Consider the following 20280-nt stretch of genomic DNA (forward strand, 5'->3'; position numbering starts at 1 on the left):
GAAGGGCTCAGGATAGGGGGCCAGCCCGCAAGACGCAACCGTGGCTCACGCTTTCCAGAGCCTGGCGAGGCGCCCCGAGCGCTCCAGCTTGCGCAGGCCGGTATTGAACAGCAGCATCAGACGGCGCGCCTCGGGATCAGCCTTGCGCATCAGCAGGTATCCCGGTTGCGACCAGATGGGGTCGGCGGCACCGGTCAGTGACAGCGATTGGGGATGACGAACGAGCGCCTGCTGGAACAGAGTCTGTGCCACCTGCTCATCCATCACCAGATAGTGGATCCGCCCGTCAAGCAGCTTGCCCATGCTCTCCTCATCGGAATCTGACCACTCGAGGGTGAGCCCGGCTTGGCGAGCGGCAAAACCATCGCCATAGAAATAGCCACGGGTCACCCCGACCGGCTCGTGTTTCAGCTCACCCAGATTGACCGCGGGCGTACCGGTCAGCGTCATCAGGCGAGTGGTGAAATGGCCGAGCGAGGCGGAGAGATAGAAAAGCTGCACCCGCTCGCGGGAGCGAAACCAGGGCATGGTGACCACATAGCGCCCCTCCAGAGTCAGTCGGTAAGCCTCGGCCCAGGAATAGAAGTGAAAGCTGACATCGAGCCCCTCTTCGGCAAAGGCCTGGCGCACCACCTCACAGAGAAAGCCCTGATTGGGCAGCGCCTCACTGATATAAGGTGGCCACTCGCCCACAGCAATACGCACCGTCTCGGCCCGTACCGCAACACTGCTTGCCCAGCAACAGAACAGGGCCAGCCATGCCCACTTTCGCCACCCATTATTCACCCGGCACTCTCCTCGCTTTTTTGCTGAGTGTAGCCAACCCCTCAATTAACCTCAGAAAAAGCCGAAAAGATGTAGTTAAATTACTAGATTAGCGAGATAAAAGATGCATAATTTGGATATCTTACAAAATCAGAAAAATGACCTATTTTTGATTCAACTCAAGAATTTAATCCCATTTAAATGGCGCTTTGTCGGATTTTCTTGATCTGGATCAATTTTGGTAATATTACCACCGTGGTATATATGACCCCATCAAAGAAAAGGTGTAAGGCAAGGGCCCTTTAAGTCATCGCCATCGACGGTAGCTTAAATACATCAGGGTAATTTCCTTACAGTTGGATTCGCGTTCCCATTGAGGAGTCATACCATGATCAAAGGCATTCAAATCACCCAGACCGCCAACACCGCTCTGCTGAACTCTTTCTGGCTGCTGGACGAAGAGAAGCAACAAGCTCGCTGCATCTGCGTCAAAGGCGATGCTTTCGCTGCCGATCAAGAAGTGCAACTGGCTGACCTGGGTCAGTTCGAATACCGCGAACTGCCGGTTCAGGCTGAGCCTGCTGTTGAAGGTGGCCAGCACCTGAACGTCAACGTGCTGCGTCGCGAAACGCTGGAAGATGCTATCGAAAACCCGGAGAAGTACCCGCAGCTGACCATCCGTGTATCTGGCTACGCAGTGCGTTTCAACGCCCTGACCCCGGAACAGCAGCGTGACGTGGTTACCCGTACTTTCACCCAGAGCCTGTAATCAGCGCCCTGCAGTGAAGAGCTGATACTTGCGGTATCAGTAAAAAAACGGCCAATCGGCCGTTTTTTTTATACGTGCTTTCACTGGGCAAGCGCAAAAAACAAGGCCTCGCATTGCGAGGCCTTGTAATAAGTGCTTGTCCCATCAAGCAGAGGTATCGAGGGGCTCAAAACCCTTGATCAGGTCATCGATGGCCTTCATCTGTTTGAGGAAGCCTTCCAGCTTCTCCAGCGGCAGGGCACTCGGGCCATCGCAGCGAGCAATTTTCGGATCCGGGTGGGATTCGATAAAGAGACCAGCCAGACCGACCGCCATGCCGGCACGAGCCAGCTCGGTCACCTGTTCGCGACGACCACCGGAGGCCGCCCCCAGCGGATCACGGCACTGCAGGGAGTGGGTCACGTCAAAGATCACCGGATAGCCACCGGTGCTCTTCTTCATCACGCCCAGACCCAGCATGTCCACCACCAGGTTGTCGTAGCCGAAATTGGCACCGCGCTCGCAGAGGATCAGCTGATCGTTGCCGCACTCCTCAAACTTGTCGGTGATGTTCTTCATCTGGCTTGGGCTGAGGAACTGCGGCTTCTTGATGTTGATGACGTTGCCGGTGCGGGCCATGGCTTCCACCAGATCAGTCTGGCGCGCCAGGAAAGCGGGCAGCTGGATAACGTCAACCACCTCGGCAACCGGCTTGGCCTGATGGGGTTCGTGCAGATCGGAGATGACCGGCATGCCGAAGGTCGCTTTCAGCTCCTGGAAAATCTTCATCCCCTCTTCCAGACCCGGACCGCGGTAGGAGTGGATGGAGGAGCGGTTGGCCTTGTCCCAGCTCGCCTTGAACACAAACGGGATGCCCAGCTTGCTGGTCACTTCCACGTACTTCTCGCACACCGCCATCGCCATGTCGCGGGATTCCAGCACGTTCATGCCGCCAAACAGCACGAACGGTTTGTCGTTGGCAACGTCGATCTGGTTGATCTTGATATTCTTCTGTTCCATCTAAGACATCCTAAATAAAAGGGCCTGAAGCCTAGTTAATCCGTTGCGGCCGGACGCAGCGGCCTTGATATTCTTCTGTTTCAACTCCAAGACACCCTTAATGAAAGGGCCTGAAGCCAGGTTAGTCCGTTGCAACCGGGCGCAGCGGCCTTGATATTCTTCTGTTTCAACTCCAAGACATCCTTAATAAAAGGGCCTGAAGCCTAGTTACTCCGTTGCGACCGGACGCAGCGGCCTTGATATTCTTCTGTTTCAGTTTCAAGCCCCCCTTAATGGAGGGGCTTGGGGCTCAGATCCAGCGCGGCCAGTTGCACTTTCAGCACATCGGCGACCGGGTCGTCCGGGCATTGTTCAATAAAATATTCAAAATCGTCGGCGGCCTGGCGCGGGCAATCGAGCTGCTCGTAGATAAAGCCGCGATCCCGCGTCTCCAGCGGATCGCCAGGCTTCATCCGCAGCAACAACTCGCTGCAACGCAGCGCCTCGGGCATGCGGTCTTCCCGCAGCAGGGCCCCCTTGCTGACGTTGAGCAGCCGTTCGATGATCTCCCACTGGCCGGAGGGCTGCAGGTAGTCGGGAGTGAGGGTCGCCAAGTCCCCCAACGCACCGCGCAGCAGCAGCTCGATGCGGGCCAGACTCAGCTCGTCGCCGGTAAAGGGGTCGACATAGACCTCCCCCTCGCCACCGGCAAAGCTCACCAGGAAGTGGCCGGGGAAGCAGATCCCCTCCACATCGAGCCCAAGCTTGCGCCCCAGCTGGATGATGAGAATGCCGAGGCTGACCGGGATCCCTTTGCGCTGAACCAGCACCTGATTGAGATCGCAGTTGTTGGCAGAGAAATAGTCCTGCCAGTCGCCATGAAAACCGAGGCTGTGGTAGAAGCCCTGCAGCAACTGCTGGCGCACCTCGTCGCAGGTGCCCTCTTCGATCTGCTCGTCCAGCCACTCGTCCAGCAGGTTCAACTCGCGGATCCCCTCCTCGACCGAGCCATAAATCTCGTCGCTGACTGACAACGCCAGCTCGGTGATGTCGTGGGCTTCGAAATCGGTCCATTCGTCTATGTGTAACATTCTCTTCATGCCTTAGCCGAACACACTCGTCTGTTTGAGCACTGCCAACTTGGCAATAAAGTAGATCCAGCCGAGCGCCCCCAGAAAGGAGCACCAGCGCACCAGATTGCTTTTGGCCAGCCGCAGCGCCATCGCCGCCAGAAATACCAGCACCAGAATGGCCATCAGCTTCTCGCTGAGCCAGGGCGTTCCGTTATTGAGCGGGTTGAGATCCAGCACCATGCAGAGCAATACGCCGGAGAGCACCACCAGACCGTTGAGCCAGCCGCTGACCTTCATCACCGGCGCGCTATAAGCTCGACCAGTGGCGGTCTGTACCCAGTAGAAGCGGAGCATAAACATCAGCACGGCCCCGCCAATCAGGGTGAGGTGCAGGTGTTTGAGCACAAAAACCATATTCAATCCTTGCATGGGGGCGCACAGGCAACCCGCCGTGTAACAGTAAGGGGCTGTCAGCGCAGCGGGCAGAGGCCCAGCGTCACCCTGTCGTTATCCCCGTAATCGCGCACCGTGGCTACCTCGCGGTAACCGCCATCGCGCAGCAACTGACGCACCGCCTCCCCCTGATCCCAGCCATGCTCCAGCAGCAACCAGCCATCGGTCAGCAGATAAGCGGGAGCATGGGCCACGATGTGGCGGATATCGGCCAGCCCGGCGTCATCGGCAACCAGCGCCGAGCGGGGCTCAAAGCGCACATCACCCTGCTCGAGATGGGGATCGGCGCCATCAATATAGGGGGGATTGGAGACAATCACCGCAAAACGTGGCGTATTGTCGCGATCCGGCTCGCCAAGGGGCTCGAACCAGCTGCCATCGCGCACCTCGATGGGTAACCCCAGCGCGGCGCTGTTCTCGCGGGCAAGTGCCGCGGCATCCGCCATCCGATCCACCGCCCACACATCGAGCTCGGGCCGCTCGGACTTGAGCGCCAGCGCGATGGCGCCGGTGCCGGTGCCGAGATCCAGCACGGCGCACGGCCCTTGCGGGATTCTGGTCAGCGCCTGCTCGACCAGCACCTCGGTATCGGGGCGCGGGATCAGGGTCGCTGGGCTCACCTTGAGGGGCAGCGACCAGAACTCCCGCTCGCCCACCAGATGGGCGATGGGTTCGCCATTGAGACGACGGGCCAGCCACCCCTGCAGGGTGGCCTGCTGGGCGGCATCCAGCTCACGCTCGGGCCAGGTCATCAGATAGCTGCGACGACACCCGAGCAGATGGCAGAGCAGTACATCGGCATCGGCGCGAGGGGACTCCCCCTCAGCCAGCACAGTCATGATATGGGCACGAGCCTGCTGGATCTGCATCAGTGCCACTCCACCTTATGGGCAGAACACTTAATACGAGCTTGCCGGATCACCATTTGCATTAGTTGTTCTCGGCCAGCGAGGCGAGCTGATCGGCCTGATACTCTTGCACCAGCGGCGTGATGACGCAGTCCAGATCCCCTTCCAGAATTTCGGAGAGGCGATAGAGGGTCAGGTTGATGCGATGCTCGGAGAGGCGGCCCTGCGGGTAGTTGTAGGTACGGATGCGCTCGGAGCGATCGCCGGAGCCCACCAGATTGCGGCGGGTGCTCTGCTCGGCGGCGCGGTGGCGCTCATCCTCGGCCGCTTGCAGGCGGGCGGAGAGCACCGACATCGCCTTGGCGCGGTTCTTGTGCTGAGAGCGCTCGTCCTGACACTCCACCACCAGACCGGTCGGCAGGTGGGTGATACGAATGGCCGAGTCGGTCTTGTTGACGTGCTGACCACCGGCACCGGAGGCGCGGAAGGTGTCGATCTTCAAGTCGGAAGGGTTGATCTCGATCTGCTCGGCTTCCGGCACTTCCGGCAACACGGCGACGGTACAGGCGGAGGTGTGCACGCGGCCCTGAGATTCGGTCTCCGGCACCCGTTGTACCCGGTGACCACCGGATTCAAACTTGAGGCGGCCATAGACGCGCTCGCCGTCGATCTTGGCGATCACCTCCTTGTAGCCACCGTATTCACCGTCGTTGCAGCTGACGATGGAGACGCGCCAGCCCTGACGCTCGGCAAACCGTGAATACATGCGGAACAAGTCACCGGCAAAGATGGCCGCTTCGTCGCCACCGGCACCGGCGCGGATCTCCAGATAGCAGTTATTGTCATCCTTGGGATCCTTGGGCAGCAACATCAGTTGCAGCTCCTGCTCCAGCGCCTCCAGATTGGCCTTGGCGAGCGGCAGCTCCTCCTGCGCCATCTCGCGCAGGTCGGCATCCTCCTCCTCCAGCATCATCTGGGTGGTCTCAAGATCATCCTGAGCCTGACGGTAACGCTGGAAGGCGTGAACGATATCTTCCAGCTGGGCATATTCGCGGGTCAGGGCGCGGTAGCGATCCTGATCCGAGACCACGTCTGGCTCGCCGAGCATGGCCTGTACTTCTTCGTGGCGCTCGATGAGGCCTTCCAGCTTTCTGATCAGTGACGGATTCATAACTCTTGCATTCTCAATGGAGGACGGGACAACCGGCAGGTTGCCCGAAAATTATGGCTCTTGTGACAACCCCAGCGCCTGCCGCAAGCGGGAGAGCTCGCTCTGATCCCCCAGGGAGGCAGCCTGGCGCAACGCCTGGGTCGGCGCGTGGATCAATTTGTTGGTGAGGCGATGGGCCATCGCCTTGAGCGCCTGTTCGGCACTCTCGCCCTGTGCCAATGCCAGCAGGGCCCGTTGCAACTCTTCATCAGCCACTTGCTGTGACTGATGGCGGTAATCGCGAATGAGGTTGACCGAGCTCTGGCCGCGATACCAGCCCATAAACTCGTCGCGCTCTTCCTGCACGATCACTTCCGCCTGTGCGGCAGCCCGTTTACGGGTTTCGAGGTTCTGCTCGATGATCCCCTGCAAATCATCCACCGTGTAGAGATAGGCATCGGAGAGCTCATCGACTTCGGCTTCGATGTCGCGCGGCACGGCAATATCCACCAGAAACATGGGTTTGAAGCGGCGGGCCTTCAGCGCGCGCTCCACCATCCCCTTGCCGATGATGGGCAGTGGGCTGGCGGTCGAGCTGATGACAATATCCGCCTCGTGCAGATAGTCGGGGATCTCTTCGAGCGTCATCACCTGGGCGCCGAATTCGGCTGCCAGAGTCTGGGCGCGCTGCAGGGTGCGGTTAGCCACCATCATCTTGGTGACGTTCTGCTCGCGCAGATGACGGGCAACCAGTTCAATGGTCTCCCCCGCCCCGACCAGCAGTACCTTGGTCTGGGAGAGATCGGAGAAGATCCGCCGACCCAGACTGACGGCAGCAAACGCCACCGACACGGCACTGGCGCCAATCTCGGTATCGGTACGCACCCGTTTGGCCACCGAGAAGGATTTCTGGAACAGCCGCTCCAGCGCCCCCTTCACCGACTCCGCCTGCTGGGCGTGGGCATAGGATTGCTTGATCTGCCCCAGGATCTGCGGCTCCCCCAGCACCAGCGAGTCGAGCCCGCACGCTACCCGCATCAGGTGGCGCACCGCCTCTTCATCGTGATGCTGATAGATGGCAGTGACCAGTTCGGCCGCGTCCAGCCCGTGGAACTGCTGCAGCCAGCGCAGCACTTGCTCCTGCCGCTCCTCCTCCAGATTGCAATAGAGTTCGGTCCGGTTGCAGGTAGAGACGATCACCGCCTCGCTGACACCGGGTTGGCTCACCAGCTCACGCAAGGCGCGATCGATGCAGTCCGGGCCAAAGGCGACCCGTTCCCGCAAGGCGACACTGGCGGTGTTGTGGTTGATTCCGAGGGCAAGCAAACTCATGAGTGGGCGACGATCATTTCATACGCTGGGTGCAAAGGCTGCCAATTGTACGAGAAAGGGTAAGTCTTTAAAAGCAATACGGCCGCCCCGTATACTGTGGCAAATTCCTCTCTCTGGAGCCGTCTCTTGCTGCTACGTATTTTTACCCTCACCTGCCTGCTGTTGCTGGCCGGTTGTGCCACCACCCAGCCCCAGCGTGACCAGGTGAACTGGAACCAGGAGCGGACTCGTCTCGAGCAACTGACCCACTGGCAGCTATCCGGCAAGATGGCCATCATCACGCCCCAGCAAAAGGGCAGCGCCCGTCTCAACTGGCAGCAGGATGGCGAGGATTATCGCCTCAACCTCACCAGCCTGATTGGCACCAGTATTCTGGAGCTCTCCCGCAGCAAGGGAGAGATCACCCTGCTCGACAGCGACGGCAATCGCCACCAGAGCCAGGATGCCGAAGCGCTCATCTATCAACTGACCGGCTGGAATATTCCGGTTGCGGGATTACCGGAGTGGATCAAGGGGCTACCGGGTCAGGCGGAGTTTGAACTCAACCCCGACAGCAGTCTGGCCAGCGTGCGCGACGGCCAGTGGCAGATCGTCTATGGCGATTATCGGGATCAGGATGGCTACCGCCTGCCGCACCAGCTGACCATGACTGGCCAGAACAGCCGCCTCAAGCTTCAGATCAACCAATGGACTCTTGCACGTTAATGGCTTCCACACGCTGGCCGGCACCGGCCAAACTCAACCTGTTTTTACACGTCAATGGCCGTCGTCCCGATGGCTATCACGAGCTGCAGACCCTGTTTATCTTCCTCAACCACAGCGACTGGCTCGAGTTTGAAGTGATACCGAATAGCGACACTCTCACCCTAAGCCCGGCCATTCCCGGGGTGCCGGATGAGCAGAATCTGATTATTCGGGCAGCACGCCTGCTGCAGGCAACCCTGCCGAGCCCGCAAGGTGCCCATATCCGGCTGGAGAAAGTACTGCCGATGGGGGGCGGCATTGGCGGTGGTTCATCCGATGCAGCGACCACGCTGGTGGCGCTTAACCACCTCTGGCAAGCGGGTTTGAGCGAAGATGAACTGGCAGCACTTGGCGTCCAGCTGGGAGCGGATGTACCGGTGTTTGTTCGTGGCAAGGCGGCCTTTGCCGAAGGAGTAGGCGAGCGGCTGCAACCGGTCGAACTGCCCGATGCCTGGTATCTGGTACTCAAGCCCGATTGCCATGTGGCGACCGCGGCCGTATTCCAGGATCCGGACCTGCCGAGAGCCACGCCGAAAATGGCGCTGGACAACCTGCTGGAAGGCGAGTGGAAAAACGATTGCGAATCACTGGTGAAAAAGCGCCACCCCGAGGTTGCCAATGCGCTCGGCTGGTTGCTAGAATACGCGCCGTCAAGAATGACGGGCACAGGAGCCTGCGTCTTTGCTCAATTTGAAGACGAAGTGACTGCTCGGGAAGTGTTGGCCTGCGTGCCGAAGGGACTTGATGGGTTTGTCGCCAAGGGCGAGAACATATCACCTCTCTTCTCCACATTGCAACAGTTCAAATGATTGGGGTATCGCCAAGCGGTAAGGCAGCGGGTTTTGATCTCGCCATTCCTAGGTTCGAATCCTAGTACCCCAGCCAATTTTACCGAACGGTATTGATGATGATTAACGTGGCCGGTTTTGCACTCGGCCACGGATTCGGGTTACCGGTATCATCACATTCATTGGGCAGCAGACACCTTGTACGTTATCTTGATAAATCGTTTGCCCCAAAACGATAGGGTCTGATTTCAGACTCCCCCACATACTGGATGCAACCCCGAGGTTTCAAACCGTGCCTGACATGAAGCTGTTTGCTGGTAACGCAACGCCGGAACTAGCCCAGAAGATCGCAGATCGCCTGTTTATCAAACTCGGCAATGCTGCCGTAGGTCGCTTTAGCGACGGCGAGATCAGCGTACAGATCAATGAGAATGTACGTGGTGGCGATATCTTCATCATTCAATCCACCTGTGCCCCGACCAACGACAATTTGATGGAATTGATCGTCATGGTGGATGCTCTGCGTCGTGCTTCAGCTGGCCGTATCACTGCCGTTATCCCCTACTTTGGTTATGCCCGTCAGGACCGCCGCGTCCGCTCCGCCCGTGTACCCATCACCGCCAAGGTTGTCGCTGACTTCCTCTCCAGCGTTGGTGTGGATCGCGTGCTGACCGTTGACCTGCATGCCGAGCAAATTCAAGGTTTCTTCGACGTTCCGGTTGACAACGTGTTCGGTAGCCCGGTGCTGCTGGAAGACATGAAGTCCAAGAACCTCGAGTCTCCTGTCGTTGTCTCCCCGGACATCGGTGGCGTTGTGCGTGCCCGCGCCATCGCCAAGCTGCTGGATGACACCGACATCGCCATCATCGACAAGCGCCGTCCCCGCCCGAACGTCTCCCAGGTCATGCACCTGATCGGTGACGTTGCCGGCCGCGACTGCATCATCGTTGATGACATGATCGACACCGGCGGCACCCTGTGCAAAGCCGCAGAGGCCCTGAAAGAGCGCGGTGCCAAGCGTGTATTCGCTTACGCTACCCACCCGGTCTTCTCCGGTTCCGCCGTCGAGAACATCAAGAACTCCGTGATCGACGAACTGATCATCACCGACTCCATCCCGCTCACTGCGGAGATGAAAGCGGTCGGCAAGGTCAAGCAGCTGACGCTGTCAACTGTACTGGCCGAAGCCATTCGTCGCATCAGCAACGAAGAGTCCATCTCTGCCATGTTTGAGCATTGATAGATTCAGCAATAACGAAAACCGCCATCAGGCGGTTTTCGTCTTTCTGGACCTTCTCTTTCCAACTCTCTGCTATCTGGTACGACCCTGCCCCCGGCAGGCTTAAGGATTTACCCATGAATTGCTTGCGTCCCCTCCTGCTCGCGACCCTCACCTCCGCCCTGTTCGCCTGTCAGCCCGCCAAAGAGAACCCGCCCTTCGTGCTGACCCTGGCTCACATGAACGACACCCACTCCCAGTTTGATCCGGTCAATGCCGAGATCAAAGGGCAGATCTTTGCCCAGCAGGGGGAGACGGACACCCTCTATACCCGCTTTGGCGGTTATCCACGCCTGCTGACCATGGCGAAAGCCTATCAGGCCGAGGCGCTGGCCAAGAACCAGCCCTTGCTGCTGCTGCACGGCGGTGATGCCTGGCAGGGCAGCGGCTACTTCAAACTCAACGAGGGGATGGCCAACGCCGAGTTGCTGAGCCAGTTCGGCCTCGATGCCATGGCGCTGGGCAACCACGAGTTCGATCTGGATAACCAGAAGCTGGCCCGCTTCATCGAGGGGGTCAACTTCCCGGTGCTGGCCGCCAACCTCGACACCAAGGCCGATCCGGCCCTCAGCAAGGCTGACAACCTCAAGCCCTTCGTGGTCTACGCCTTTGACGGCAACCAGAAGAGCCCGGTCACCGATCTCGACAACCTGCCACAAGGCAAACAGCTGGTCGCCGTCATCGGTCTGGTACTGGAAGACATGGGCAATATCGCCCCCAACGTCGGCAAGCTGCGCTTTGGCAAGGAGGTCGCCTCGGCTCAAGCCACGGTCGACATGCTGCAAGCCAAGGGGATCCATCAGATCGTGGCGCTCACCCACATCGGCAACGAGCGAGATCTGGCGCTGGCCGCCAAGGTAAACGGCCTCGATGCCATCGTCGGTGGCCACTCCCACAGCCTGCTCGGCGATTTTCGTAATATCGGCTGGGGCAAGACCGGCGATTACGCCAAGCTGGTGACTAATCCGGATGGCATCGGCAAAACCTGCGTGGTGCAGGCGGGCTCCTACGCCCAGGCCATCGGTCTGGCACAGGTGACCTTTGACAGCCAGGGTCAGGTGACCGACTGCCAGGGCCACAACAGCCTGCTGGCCAGCCGCGACTTCTTCGCCGATGCGGCGCGCAAGCAGGCGCTCGACGACGCCCGCAGCAAAGAGGCAAGCCAGTTTGTCGACAACCAGCCCAATCTGGTCACCGTGGATGAAGATCCGCGCCTGCGCGGCATCATCGACAGCCACTACAAACCGGCGCTGGAAAAAGCCTACGGGCCAGTGATCGGCACCATCCCCGAGCAGTTGCAAAATGCCCGTCGTCCCGGCGACAACGGCAGCGACAGCCACGGCTCAGATGTAGCGCCGCTGGTTGCCGAAGGGGAGTTCTACTGGGCCAATACCCCTGCAGTGCAAGATCTGACCGGCGGCCCGGTCGATTTTTCTCTGGTGGCCGTGGGTGGCGTGCGCGCCGACCTGCCTGCAGGCGAATGGCGCGAAGGGGATAGCGCCCTCACCCTGCTGCCGTTCAAAAACCAGCTCGCGGTGCTGACCCTGACCGGCGCCGAGGTACGCGCTCTTTTGACCGAGACCATCACCGCCACCCTGCCCGCCAGCGCCCATGCCGGCAAGTTCCCCTATGGCGGTCACCTGCGTTACACCTTCCAGGAGACCGACGCAGGTAAAGCGGGCACCCTGACCCAATTGCAGCGCAAAACCGCAAGCGGCGAGTGGCAGGATCTGGTTGATAGCCAACGCTATCGGGTGGTGATGAACGCCTACAGCGCCAACGGCAACGATGGCTGGCAGGCACTGGCCAATGCCCAGCGCCACCAGAGCGAGCGGGTCGACATCGCCAGCGTCAATGGCAAGTTGACCGCCTTCCCGGTGCTGAAGGTGGCACAAAACGGTGAACTGCTGAGCGCCGTCTATGCCCCGGGCCAGGCCCTCGATTGCAAGGCCACTGGCGTGGATTGCGGCACCGATGCAGCTTCCTTTGTGGAGTATGTGCGCGATGCTCGCCCCACCCTGACCGCACTGGATGAAGAGACCGTCACCCTGTTGCGTGCCAAATAACGGCTGTAGTCAACTAGGCACAATCCATCGGTAAACTGAAACGGGCCTCTTGCAAGAGGCCCGTTTGCCCACCGTTAGCCACCCATTGGCCGCAATAATGCTGCAAATCCCGCCATAACATGCGCATTGGTTGAGTGATCGCCACTCGGCGGCTAGAATATTGCGTCCTATTGCCCTGGGTAGTGTGCCCACGGCAGCTGCGAGTGAAGACATCAAGCGTGACAAGCGAAATCAAACTGATCGTCGGACTGGGCAATCCCGGCCCGGAATATGCCAAGACCCGCCACAATGCGGGCGCCTGGTATGTGGAGCAACTGGCCCGCTGGCATAATGTCAGCCTGCGTGAAGAACCCAAATTCTTCGGCCATACTGCCCGCATTCTGGTCGAGGGGCAGGATGTGCGGCTGCTCATCCCGAACACCTATATGAACCTCTCTGGCAAGGCGGTGGCCGCACTGGCGCGTTTTTATCAGATTGAGCCGGAAGCGATGCTGGTGGCCCATGACGAACTGGATCTGCCGCCTGGCATCGCCAAGTTCAAGCAGGGTGGTGGTCACGGTGGCCATAACGGCCTCAAGGACATCATCGCCAAGATGGGCAACAACAATAACTTCTTCCGGCTGCGTCTCGGGATCGGCCATCCCGGCAGCAAAGAGCAGGTGGCAGGCTTCGTCCTGACCAAGGCCCCCAGCAGTGAACAGAACCTGATCGACGCCGCACTGGATGAATCCCTGCGCGCCACCGACATCCTGTTCAAACAAGATATGACCAAGGCCATGAATCGCTTGCACAGCTTCAAGGCGGAAAAGGGTTAGGTCGGTTTGACCCTGTACGGGCATTGTGCCGGTGCATGAGCAACGACCAGAACAAGCATGACATGGGCCGCCTGCGGGCGACCCCCAACAGCATCCATCAAGTAAGGTAACAATCCATGGGTTTTAAATGCGGTATCGTGGGCCTGCCCAATGTAGGCAAATCCACCCTGTTCAACGCGCTGACCAAGGCCGGTATCGAAGCCGCCAACTTCCCGTTCTGCACCATCGAGCCGAACACAGGTGTGGTGCCGATGCCGGACCCGCGCCTCGATCAGCTGGCTGCCATCATCAATCCGCAGCGCGTTGTGCCGACCACCATGGAATTTGTGGACATCGCCGGTCTGGTTGCCGGTGCCTCCAAGGGTGAAGGTCTGGGTAACCAGTTCCTGGCCAACATCCGTGAAACCGAAGCGATCGGCCACGTAGTGCGCTGCTTCGACGACGAAAACATCATTCACGTTGCCGGCAAGGTCTCTCCCGCTGACGATATCGAAGTGATCAACACCGAGCTGGCCCTGTCGGACCTGGACGCCTGTGAGCGCGCCATTCACCGTCAGTCCAAGCGCGCCAAAGGCGGCGACAAGGATGCCAAGCTGGAAGTGGAAGTGCTTGAGAAGATCAAGGTCGCGCTGGAAAACGGTCAGATGATCCGCGGCATGAAGCTGGATAAAGAAGAGCTGGCCGCCGTCAGCCACCTCAACTTCCTGACCCTGAAACCCACCATGTATATCGCCAACGTGGCGGAAGATGGTTTCGAGAACAATCCCTATCTGGACAAGGTGCGTGAAATCGCCGCCGCCGAGAACGCGGTCGTGGTCGTGGTCTGCTGCGCCATCGAAGCGGACATCGCAGAACTGGACGACGAAGATCGCGCCGAGTTCATGGCAGACCTGGGCATCGAAGAGCCGGGCCTGAACCGCGTTATCCGCTCCGGCTACCAGCTGCTCAACCTGCAAACCTACTTCACCGCCGGTGTGAAAGAGGTGCGCGCCTGGACTATTCCGGTCGGTGCCACTGCCCCGCAAGCGGCTGGCAAGATCCACACTGACTTTGAAAAAGGCTTTATTCGCGCCCAAACCATCGCCTTTGAAGACTTTATCAACTACAAGGGTGAGCAAGGCGCCAAGGAAGCGGGCAAGATGCGCGCTGAAGGGAAAGATTACATCGTCAAAGATGGCGATATCATGAACTTCCTGTTCAACGTCTAATCCCATGACAGGCCAGCATTTGCTGGCCTGTTTTTTATCTGCCATTGCCCGGGCAATCATGGCAATGTCTTAAAAAAAAGCAGATTGTTGGGCTTTTGCGCAACAGAGACCAATAACTGGTCAAACGCACTCAAATTGCGTTTTTCTGGCAAAAAAAGGGTTGACGCCCCAGAGCCAGATACGCATAATTCGGCCCGCACGGTGACGAGGTAACGACTCACCGGAAGCAAGGTTGGCTATGTAGCTCAGTTGGTTAGAGCATCGCACTCATAATGCGGGGGTCACAGGTTCGAATCCCGTCATAGCCACCATCTCTAGTTGGGGTATCGCCAAGCGGTAAGGCAGCGGGTTTTGATCTCGCCATCCCTAGGTTCGAATCCTAGTACCCCAGCCATTTTTAAAAGTTCTTTGCCAGTCTCGCGACTGTTGAGGAACGCTGTTGGGGTATCGCCAAGCGGTAAGGCAGCGGGTTTTGATCTCGCCATCCCTAGGTTCGAATCCTAGTACCCCAGCCATTTTTGAAAGATGTTTGATAGTTTCTGTCATGCATCACTGTTGGGGTATCGCCAAGCGGTAAGGCAGCGGGTTTTGATCTCGCCATCCCTAGGTTCGAATCCTAGTACCCCAGCCATATTTCTGTTCTCTTCCACATCAGTGGTCGATAACAAACGGCTATGTAGCTCAGTTGGTTAGAGCATCGCACTCATAATGCGGGGGTCACAGGTTCGAATCCCGTCATAGCCACCATTATTTCTGTTGGGGTATCGCCAAGCGGTAAGGCAGCGGGTTTTGATCTCGCCATCCCTAGGTTCGAATCCTAGTACCCCAGCCATTTTTCTGTTCTCTTCCACATCAGTGGTCGATAACAAACGGCTATGTAGCTCAGTTGGTTAGAGCATCGCACTCATAATGCGGGGGTCACAGGTTCGAATCCCGTCATAGCCACCATTAATATTGCGGAAGTGGCGAAATTGGTAGACGCACCAGATTTAGGTTCTGGCGCCCTAGGCGTGAGAGTTCGAGTCTCTCCTTCCGCACCATTAATAGCAGTACCAAACAGACCAGCTCACGCTGGTTTTTTTGTATCTGAAATTTGCCTCTCCCCAGTTTTTCTCTCTCGCCTCTATTAACCCATCTCCACGTTAATTCCCGTTCACGTCACTCTTCGCTTATTCCGAGCACGCCTTGCCACTCTTGTCTCCCGACCATAAAAAAGCGGCCCGCAGGCCGCTGGTACACACATTCATCATCCCGGTTATCAGAACGGGAAGAACCAGGGAATAGCCACCACGCTGACCGCCATCACCAACAGGGTGAATGGCACCCCGATACGGATAAAGTCGGCGAACTTGTAGTTGCCCGGCCCCAGTACCAGGGTATTCACCGGTGACGAGACCGGCGTCATAAAAGCGGCCGAGGCGGCGATGGCAATGGTCATGGCAAACGGATAGGGCGAGACTCCCATCTGTTGCGCCGTGCCCAGCGCAATGGGCGCCATCAGCACAGCTGTCGCGGTGTTGGAGATAAAGAGCCCGATCACCGCGCAGAGGGCAAACAGGCTGGCCAGCATGACCCGCGGCCCCATCTCCCCTACCGCATTGATCAGACCACCGACGATCAGAGCCACCCCGCCGGTTTTTTGCAGCGCCAGCGCAAAGGGGAGCATACCGACGATGAGGATCAGGGTCGGCCAGTGGATCGACTTGTAGGCACTCTCCATGTCGATGCAGCGAAACTTGCCCATCAGCAGGCAGGCGATCAGCGCGGCAATCACGTTGGGCACCGGATCGGTCACCATCAGCAGGATCATCACTCCAAGGCAGAAGAGGGCATGAATAGCCTGACTGCGGGCGGGGGCCATCTCGTCCACTTCGGCAGGCAAGCCCATCAGCAGAAAGTCGCGGCTATGGGTCTGCAACTGTCTGATGTGGCTCCAATTCCCTACCACCAGCAGGGTGTCGCCCATCAGCAAAGGCTCGTCCACCAGCTTGCCTGCCAGTGCCTCACCGTCGCGGCGCAGCCCCACCACGCTCAACCCATAGCTGGAGCGGAAGGTCACCTCACGCACGCTTTTACCCAGCAGCTTGGACTCGGGGATCAGCGACACCTCGGCCATCCCCACCTCCCGCGCCTGATCGGAGAAGTACTCCCCGCGCAGGATCATGGGTTCGAGCCGCGCCTCGGTGCAAAACGCCCGCACATCCACCTCGGGGTCTGACATGTCGATCAGCAGCACATCCTTGGCCTGGAACTCACTGATCCCGGACACCGGCACCATCACCCGGCGAAACTTGCGCCAGCGCTCCACCCCGATGACGTGGGCACCATAACGGGCACGCAGTTGCAGCTCATCCAGGGTATGGCCAATCAGCGGGGAGTCCGGCCGCAGCGCCAGACGACGAGCCCGACCGGCCAGTCGGTAGTCTCGGATCAGATCGCGCAGAGTGCGGCGCCCGGTCGACTTGCCCTTGCCCTCTTCCCCTTCACCCACCAGGGAGCCGCGCACCAGCAGCATGTAGAGGATGCCCAGCCCCAGGATCAGCACGCCCATGGGGGTGAAATCGAAGAACCCGAAACCGTGAATGCCGTGACGCATCAGCTCGCTGTTGACCACCATGTTGGGGGGCGTGGCCACCAGCGTCATCATGCCGCTGATCAGCCCGGCAAAACCGAGCGGCATCATCAGGCGACCAGCCGGGATCCCCATCCGGTTCGCCACGCTCAGCACCACCGGGATAAAAATGGCCACCACTCCGGTGCTGCTCATCACAGCCCCCAGACTCGCCACCGCCACCATCAGCAACACCAGCAGCTTGGTCTCGCTGCTGCCCGCCACCTTCACCAACGCATCCCCCACCTGATAGGCGATGCCGGTGCGCACCAGCCCCTCACCCACCACAAACAGGGCGGCAATCAGAATGACGTTGGGATCGCTAAAGCCCGCCAGCGCCTCCGGCAGGGTGAGGGTGCCGCTCAGCACAAAGAGGATAATGATCAACAGGGCGACCACATCCATGCGCACCTTGTTGGTCATAAAGAGATAGATGGCGCCAGCCAGCAGACAGAGCACCCAGACAAGCTCGGAATTCAATACAACCTCCTTTTATCACGTGATTCTCCTCCCGGAGAGTGGACTCTATCAGACCACAGCCACGGCGCTATCATCTTGCTACATATCAATAAAGTCCGGCCCGCCGGGGCACCATAACCCATCACTGCTGGAATAACCGGGCAGCAGCGGCGATTTCTTTGATATGGGCCAAGTACGGGGCGGACAAAAGTCCTGCCCCTCCTCCCCCTCACCCCTTAGAATGGCGCCCTCGCATACTAACCCTCATGCCCAAGGATCAGAAAATGAGCATATTCGAGCTGTTCAGCATCAATAACACGCTAGTGACCATACCGCTGGGTGGCGGCTATGCCATGTCATGGATTGAAGCCATCGGCACCCTGTTCGGGCTGGCCTGTATCTGGTTCGCCAGTCAGGAGAAGACCATCAACTACCTGTTCGGTCTGATCAACGTCAGCCTGTTTGCCATCATCTTCTTCCAGATCCAGCTCTACGGGCTGTTGATGCTGCAGCTGTTCTTCTTCTGCGCCAACGTCTACGGCTGGTACGCCTGGACCCGCCCGGCCAACGATCAGGGGGATACCCTGCAGATCCGCTGGCTCAGCAAATCCAAACTGATGGTGACCGCCGCCGTGAGCGTGCTGGCCATCGCTCTGCTGACCCGCTATATCGACCCGGTCTTCGCCACCCTGGCACGCACCTCGGTCTCCCTGCTCAACCTGTTTGGTGCCAACCTTGCCATCCCCGAGCCCTCCCCCGATGCCTTCCCGTTCTGGGATGCCAGCATGACGGTGCTCTCGGTGGTCGCCCAGATCCTGATGACCCGCAAATACGTGGAGAACTGGATCCTCTGGGTCGTCATCAACATCATCAGCATCGGTGTCTATGCCGCGCAGGGCGTTTACGCCATGTCGCTGGAGTACCTCATCCTGCTGTTTATCGCCGCCAACGGCACTCGCCTCTGGGTGATTGCCGCCAAGCGCCAGCCACAAGGTCTGTAAGCCATGACTCTGTTACCCCATCTCCAGTGCCGCCCCGACCAGATTGCCGAGCGGGTGGTGCTGTGCGGCGACCCGGCCCGGGTCGACCGCATCGCCAGCCAGCTCGAGCAGTGTGAAGTGCTGGGGCAAAACCGGGAGTTTCGCCTCATCAATGGCCGTTATCAGGGAGTGCCGATCACGGTTTGCAGCACCGGCATCGGCGGCGCGTCGGCCATCATCGCGCTGGAGGAGCTGGTGCAGGCGGGTGCCCACTCGCTTATTCGGGTCGGCTCCGCAGGTGCCCTGCAACACGACATCGGCCTTGGCGACCTTATCGTGGTGGAAGGGGCGGTACGCAATGAGGGGGCCTCGCAGGCCTATCTGCCCGCCGAGTACCCCGCCTGCGCCGATATCTGGCTGCAGGCCGCCTTGCTCAACCATGTGGCAACCGGCAGCCAGCCTCATTGGCACGGGCTGGTACGCTCCCACGACAGCTTCTATCGGGATGATGAGCAGGAGGTATGCCGCTACTGGCATGCCCGTGGCGTGCTCGGCGCCGATATGGAGACCGCCTCCCTGCTGACCGTGGGTCGCCTGCGCAAGGTGCGGGTCGCCGCCGTGCTCTGCAACGTGGTGCTGTTCGAGCAGGATGTGCAAAAAGGGGTGGCGGATTACGCCAGCGCCGAACAGGCGATGATGGCCGGTGAGCAGCACGCCATCGCCGCCGCCCTCAACGCCCTGGTGCAATAAACCGCAAACCGTTAACTGCGGCACATCCGCTACCGTGCGGGCTGGTATCCGGCCCGCACTCTTGCTAGCCTCATGGCCCTCGTCATCTGGTGCGACAGGCAAGTCATGCAGCAACAGCCCTACCCCCTCGGCCGTTTTCACGCCGAACTCCAGCAGCTTGAACCCCGCTTTGCCGCGGCGCTCGACACCTGCACCCTGTTTCTGCGCCGCTACCTGCCGGGCGAATTGATCATGCGGCAGGGGGAGCAGAGCGAGCAGCTCTATCTGGTCGAACATGGCCGGGTCTCCCTCAGCAGCACGGTACACTCTGGCCGCCGCTTCCAGCTCGGCGAAATAGCCTGCCACAGCCAGATCTTCGGTGAGATGGAGTTCTTCAGCGCCACCCCGGTGCAGTGGAACGTGGTGGCCGAGACCGAGCTGGATGCCCGGGTCATCTGCGCCCACAAGCTGGCCCAGCGGCTGCTGGCCGAACCCGAGCTGACCCTGTTCTTTGCCGCCGCGCTCGCCAGCGACTATCTCGATACCCTGGAGATCACCACCAGCCGACTGCTCCACCCCATCGCCTACAACATCGCCTATGAGCTGTGGCGTGAGCGCCAGCGCACTCCGATGCTGGGATCGCGCAAGCGGGCTCACGAGGCGGCCCGCTTCGGCACCACAGAGCGGGTCTACCGCCGCGCCCTCAAGGAGCTGGTCGAACAGGGCATAGTTGCCGACGGCAGCGATGGCCCTGTTATCGCCGATCTAGCCAGGTTGCGCGCCTATCTCGACCTTTGATTTCCATTCACCTCATTTCGATTCACCCTGTCAGGAGTCACCATGTCTGCCCATCCCTATCCCGAATTCACCTTCTTCAGCCGCTTCGTCGCCGATATTCAGGCGGGCCGCAAGACCATCACCATCCGCGACGAGAGCGAGGCCAACTGGCAGCCCGGCCAACGTCTGGCGCTGTTCACCAACCCTGAACACCAGCCCTTTGGCACCATAGAGGTGCTCTCCGTCAATGCTGTAGCCTTCGATGAGCTCAATAACGAGCATGCCCGTCAGGAGAACATGAGCCTCCCCGAGCTCAAACAGGTGATCCGCGACATCTACCCCGATCTGCCGCCGCTCTATGTGATTGAATTCGTGCTGATTGAAGCCTGATTTTGTGAGCTGCCTCAGCTAACGCCGGTTGCGCTCTTTGGCTAAAAGCGCAAAATAACTGTTTTT

At 59.3% G+C, this 20280-nt stretch carries 19 protein-coding genes and 9 tRNA genes; 20 read left to right on the forward strand and 8 right to left on the reverse strand.

Features of this window, described 5'->3' with window-relative positions; genetic code table 11:
- Positions 1-45 precede the first annotated feature (45 nt).
- Positions 46-786, reverse strand: a complete 741-nt coding sequence (locus A9G06_RS01550) for an ABC transporter substrate-binding protein (protein WP_069554061.1) — start codon at positions 784-786, stop codon at positions 46-48.
- A gap of 367 nt (positions 787-1153) precedes the next feature.
- On the opposite strand from A9G06_RS01550, the gene grcA reads away from it, so the two are divergent.
- Entirely contained in the window at positions 1154-1534 is a 381-nt protein-coding gene (gene grcA / locus A9G06_RS01555) for an autonomous glycyl radical cofactor GrcA (RefSeq protein WP_069554062.1), read from the forward strand.
- 144 nt (positions 1535-1678) lie between these two features.
- Here grcA and kdsA read toward each other — a convergent pair whose 3' ends face one another.
- From kdsA to hemA, 6 genes are all read right to left on the reverse strand, one after another.
- Complete coding sequence (gene kdsA, locus A9G06_RS01560; protein ID WP_005334937.1) at positions 1679-2533, reverse strand: 3-deoxy-8-phosphooctulonate synthase; 855 nt, start codon at positions 2531-2533, stop codon at positions 1679-1681.
- A 269-nt stretch (positions 2534-2802) separates the two neighbouring features.
- A complete protein-coding gene (locus tag A9G06_RS01565) occupies positions 2803-3603 on the reverse strand; it encodes a tetratricopeptide repeat protein (protein WP_005362204.1) in 801 nt (266 codons plus the stop codon).
- Between the two features lie 12 nt (positions 3604-3615).
- Positions 3616-3999, reverse strand: coding sequence for a SirB2 family protein (locus A9G06_RS01570; RefSeq protein ID WP_069554063.1), 384 nt, complete (start codon positions 3997-3999; stop codon positions 3616-3618).
- A gap of 56 nt (positions 4000-4055) precedes the next feature.
- On the reverse strand, positions 4056-4907 hold the full coding sequence (gene prmC, locus A9G06_RS01575; RefSeq protein WP_069554064.1) for a peptide chain release factor N(5)-glutamine methyltransferase: 852 nt from the start codon (positions 4905-4907) through the stop codon (positions 4056-4058).
- A 61-nt stretch (positions 4908-4968) separates the two neighbouring features.
- Positions 4969-6057: a peptide chain release factor 1 gene (gene prfA, locus A9G06_RS01580; protein WP_042061304.1), complete on the reverse strand. Its 1089-nt coding sequence runs from the start codon at positions 6055-6057 to the stop codon at positions 4969-4971.
- A 51-nt stretch (positions 6058-6108) separates the two neighbouring features.
- Positions 6109-7368 carry a glutamyl-tRNA reductase gene (gene hemA, locus A9G06_RS01585; protein ID WP_069554065.1) on the reverse strand — a complete coding sequence of 420 codons (1260 nt, stop codon included), beginning with the start codon at positions 7366-7368 and terminating at the stop codon, positions 6109-6111.
- A gap of 126 nt (positions 7369-7494) precedes the next feature.
- On the opposite strand from hemA, the gene lolB reads away from it, so the two are divergent.
- The 15 genes from lolB (at position 7495) to A9G06_RS01660 (ending at position 15308) form a co-directional block, all read left to right on the forward strand.
- Entirely contained in the window at positions 7495-8073 is a 579-nt protein-coding gene (gene lolB / locus A9G06_RS01590) for a lipoprotein insertase outer membrane protein LolB (RefSeq protein ID WP_005353907.1), read from the forward strand.
- Positions 8073-8921 (forward strand): 4-(cytidine 5'-diphospho)-2-C-methyl-D-erythritol kinase, encoded by an 849-nt coding sequence (gene ispE, locus A9G06_RS01595; protein ID WP_042054540.1) that lies wholly within the window; start codon positions 8073-8075, stop codon positions 8919-8921. Before lolB ends, ispE begins: the two co-directional genes overlap by 1 nt.
- Before the next feature lies 1 nt (position 8922).
- Positions 8923-8997 (forward strand) — tRNA-Gln (locus A9G06_RS01600).
- 195 nt (positions 8998-9192) lie between these two features.
- The gene (locus A9G06_RS01605; protein ID WP_005343846.1) at positions 9193-10140 is read left to right on the forward strand and encodes a ribose-phosphate pyrophosphokinase; all 948 of its coding nucleotides are present in this window, start codon (positions 9193-9195) and stop codon (positions 10138-10140) included.
- Positions 10141-10256: 116 nt separating this feature from the next.
- Positions 10257-12245, forward strand: coding sequence for a bifunctional metallophosphatase/5'-nucleotidase (locus A9G06_RS01610; RefSeq protein WP_069554066.1), 1989 nt, complete (start codon positions 10257-10259; stop codon positions 12243-12245).
- Between the two features lie 218 nt (positions 12246-12463).
- Complete coding sequence (gene pth, locus A9G06_RS01615) at positions 12464-13060, forward strand: aminoacyl-tRNA hydrolase (RefSeq protein ID WP_005334960.1); 597 nt, start codon at positions 12464-12466, stop codon at positions 13058-13060.
- Between the two features lie 116 nt (positions 13061-13176).
- Positions 13177-14268: a redox-regulated ATPase YchF gene (gene ychF / locus A9G06_RS01620; protein ID WP_005353921.1), complete on the forward strand. Its 1092-nt coding sequence runs from the start codon at positions 13177-13179 to the stop codon at positions 14266-14268.
- A 234-nt stretch (positions 14269-14502) separates the two neighbouring features.
- Positions 14503-14579 (forward strand) — tRNA-Met (locus tag A9G06_RS01625).
- Between the two features lie 8 nt (positions 14580-14587).
- Positions 14588-14662: transfer RNA gene (locus A9G06_RS01630), tRNA-Gln, on the forward strand.
- Positions 14663-14708: 46 nt separating this feature from the next.
- Positions 14709-14783: transfer RNA gene (locus A9G06_RS01635), tRNA-Gln, on the forward strand.
- Positions 14784-14824: 41 nt separating this feature from the next.
- Positions 14825-14899, forward strand: a tRNA-Gln gene (locus A9G06_RS01640).
- Positions 14900-14938: 39 nt separating this feature from the next.
- Positions 14939-15015 (forward strand) — tRNA-Met (locus A9G06_RS01645).
- A gap of 10 nt (positions 15016-15025) precedes the next feature.
- Positions 15026-15100: transfer RNA gene (locus A9G06_RS01650), tRNA-Gln, on the forward strand.
- Between the two features lie 39 nt (positions 15101-15139).
- Positions 15140-15216 (forward strand) — tRNA-Met (locus A9G06_RS01655).
- Positions 15217-15224: 8 nt separating this feature from the next.
- Positions 15225-15308 (forward strand) — tRNA-Leu (locus A9G06_RS01660).
- 218 nt (positions 15309-15526) lie between these two features.
- On the opposite strand, the gene A9G06_RS01665 is transcribed toward A9G06_RS01660, so the two are convergent.
- Positions 15527-17359, reverse strand: coding sequence for an SLC13 family permease (locus A9G06_RS01665; RefSeq protein WP_069554067.1), 1833 nt, complete (start codon positions 17357-17359; stop codon positions 15527-15529).
- Positions 17360-17622: 263 nt separating this feature from the next.
- Between A9G06_RS01665 and pnuC the strand changes: the two genes are divergently transcribed.
- The 4 genes from pnuC (at position 17623) to yqfB (ending at position 20214) form a co-directional block, all read left to right on the forward strand.
- Positions 17623-18339 carry a nicotinamide riboside transporter PnuC gene (gene pnuC, locus A9G06_RS01670; protein ID WP_040066934.1) on the forward strand — a complete coding sequence of 239 codons (717 nt, stop codon included), beginning with the start codon at positions 17623-17625 and terminating at the stop codon, positions 18337-18339.
- A gap of 3 nt (positions 18340-18342) precedes the next feature.
- Positions 18343-19068 (forward strand): nucleoside phosphorylase, encoded by a 726-nt coding sequence (locus A9G06_RS01675; protein WP_069554068.1) that lies wholly within the window; start codon positions 18343-18345, stop codon positions 19066-19068.
- Positions 19069-19173: 105 nt separating this feature from the next.
- A complete protein-coding gene (locus A9G06_RS01680) occupies positions 19174-19845 on the forward strand; it encodes a Crp/Fnr family transcriptional regulator (protein ID WP_069554069.1) in 672 nt (223 codons plus the stop codon).
- Positions 19846-19887: 42 nt separating this feature from the next.
- Complete coding sequence (yqfB, locus tag A9G06_RS01685; protein WP_069554070.1) at positions 19888-20214, forward strand: N(4)-acetylcytidine aminohydrolase; 327 nt, start codon at positions 19888-19890, stop codon at positions 20212-20214.
- Positions 20215-20280 lie beyond the last annotated feature (66 nt).

Source organism: Aeromonas sp. DNP9, from assembly GCF_001728955.1.
Taxonomy (GTDB): domain Bacteria; phylum Pseudomonadota; class Gammaproteobacteria; order Enterobacterales; family Aeromonadaceae; genus Aeromonas; species Aeromonas veronii.

What these genes read in the sequence shown, in the direction of transcription:
- grcA (WP_069554062.1), top strand. Translation starts at nt 1,154, where the DNA reads ATGATCAAAGGCATTCAAATCACCCAGACCGCCAACACCGCTCTGCTG.
- kdsA (WP_005334937.1), bottom strand. Translation starts at nt 2,533, where the DNA reads ATGGAACAGAAGAATATCAAGATCAACCAGATCGACGTTGCCAACGAC.
- A9G06_RS01565 (WP_005362204.1), bottom strand. Translation starts at nt 3,603, where the DNA reads ATGTTACACATAGACGAATGGACCGATTTCGAAGCCCACGACATCACC.
- A9G06_RS01570 (WP_069554063.1), bottom strand. Translation starts at nt 3,999, where the DNA reads ATGGTTTTTGTGCTCAAACACCTGCACCTCACCCTGATTGGCGGGGCC.
- prmC (WP_069554064.1), bottom strand. Translation starts at nt 4,907, where the DNA reads ATGCAGATCCAGCAGGCTCGTGCCCATATCATGACTGTGCTGGCTGAG.
- prfA (WP_042061304.1), bottom strand. Translation starts at nt 6,057, where the DNA reads ATGAATCCGTCACTGATCAGAAAGCTGGAAGGCCTCATCGAGCGCCAC.
- hemA (WP_069554065.1), bottom strand. Translation starts at nt 7,368, where the DNA reads ATGAGTTTGCTTGCCCTCGGAATCAACCACAACACCGCCAGTGTCGCC.
- ispE (WP_042054540.1), top strand. Translation starts at nt 8,073, where the DNA reads ATGGCTTCCACACGCTGGCCGGCACCGGCCAAACTCAACCTGTTTTTA.
- A9G06_RS01610 (WP_069554066.1), top strand. Translation starts at nt 10,257, where the DNA reads ATGAATTGCTTGCGTCCCCTCCTGCTCGCGACCCTCACCTCCGCCCTG.
- ychF (WP_005353921.1), top strand. Translation starts at nt 13,177, where the DNA reads ATGGGTTTTAAATGCGGTATCGTGGGCCTGCCCAATGTAGGCAAATCC.
- pnuC (WP_040066934.1), top strand. Translation starts at nt 17,623, where the DNA reads ATGAGCATATTCGAGCTGTTCAGCATCAATAACACGCTAGTGACCATA.
- A9G06_RS01675 (WP_069554068.1), top strand. Translation starts at nt 18,343, where the DNA reads ATGACTCTGTTACCCCATCTCCAGTGCCGCCCCGACCAGATTGCCGAG.
- A9G06_RS01680 (WP_069554069.1), top strand. Translation starts at nt 19,174, where the DNA reads ATGCAGCAACAGCCCTACCCCCTCGGCCGTTTTCACGCCGAACTCCAG.
- yqfB (WP_069554070.1), top strand. Translation starts at nt 19,888, where the DNA reads ATGTCTGCCCATCCCTATCCCGAATTCACCTTCTTCAGCCGCTTCGTC.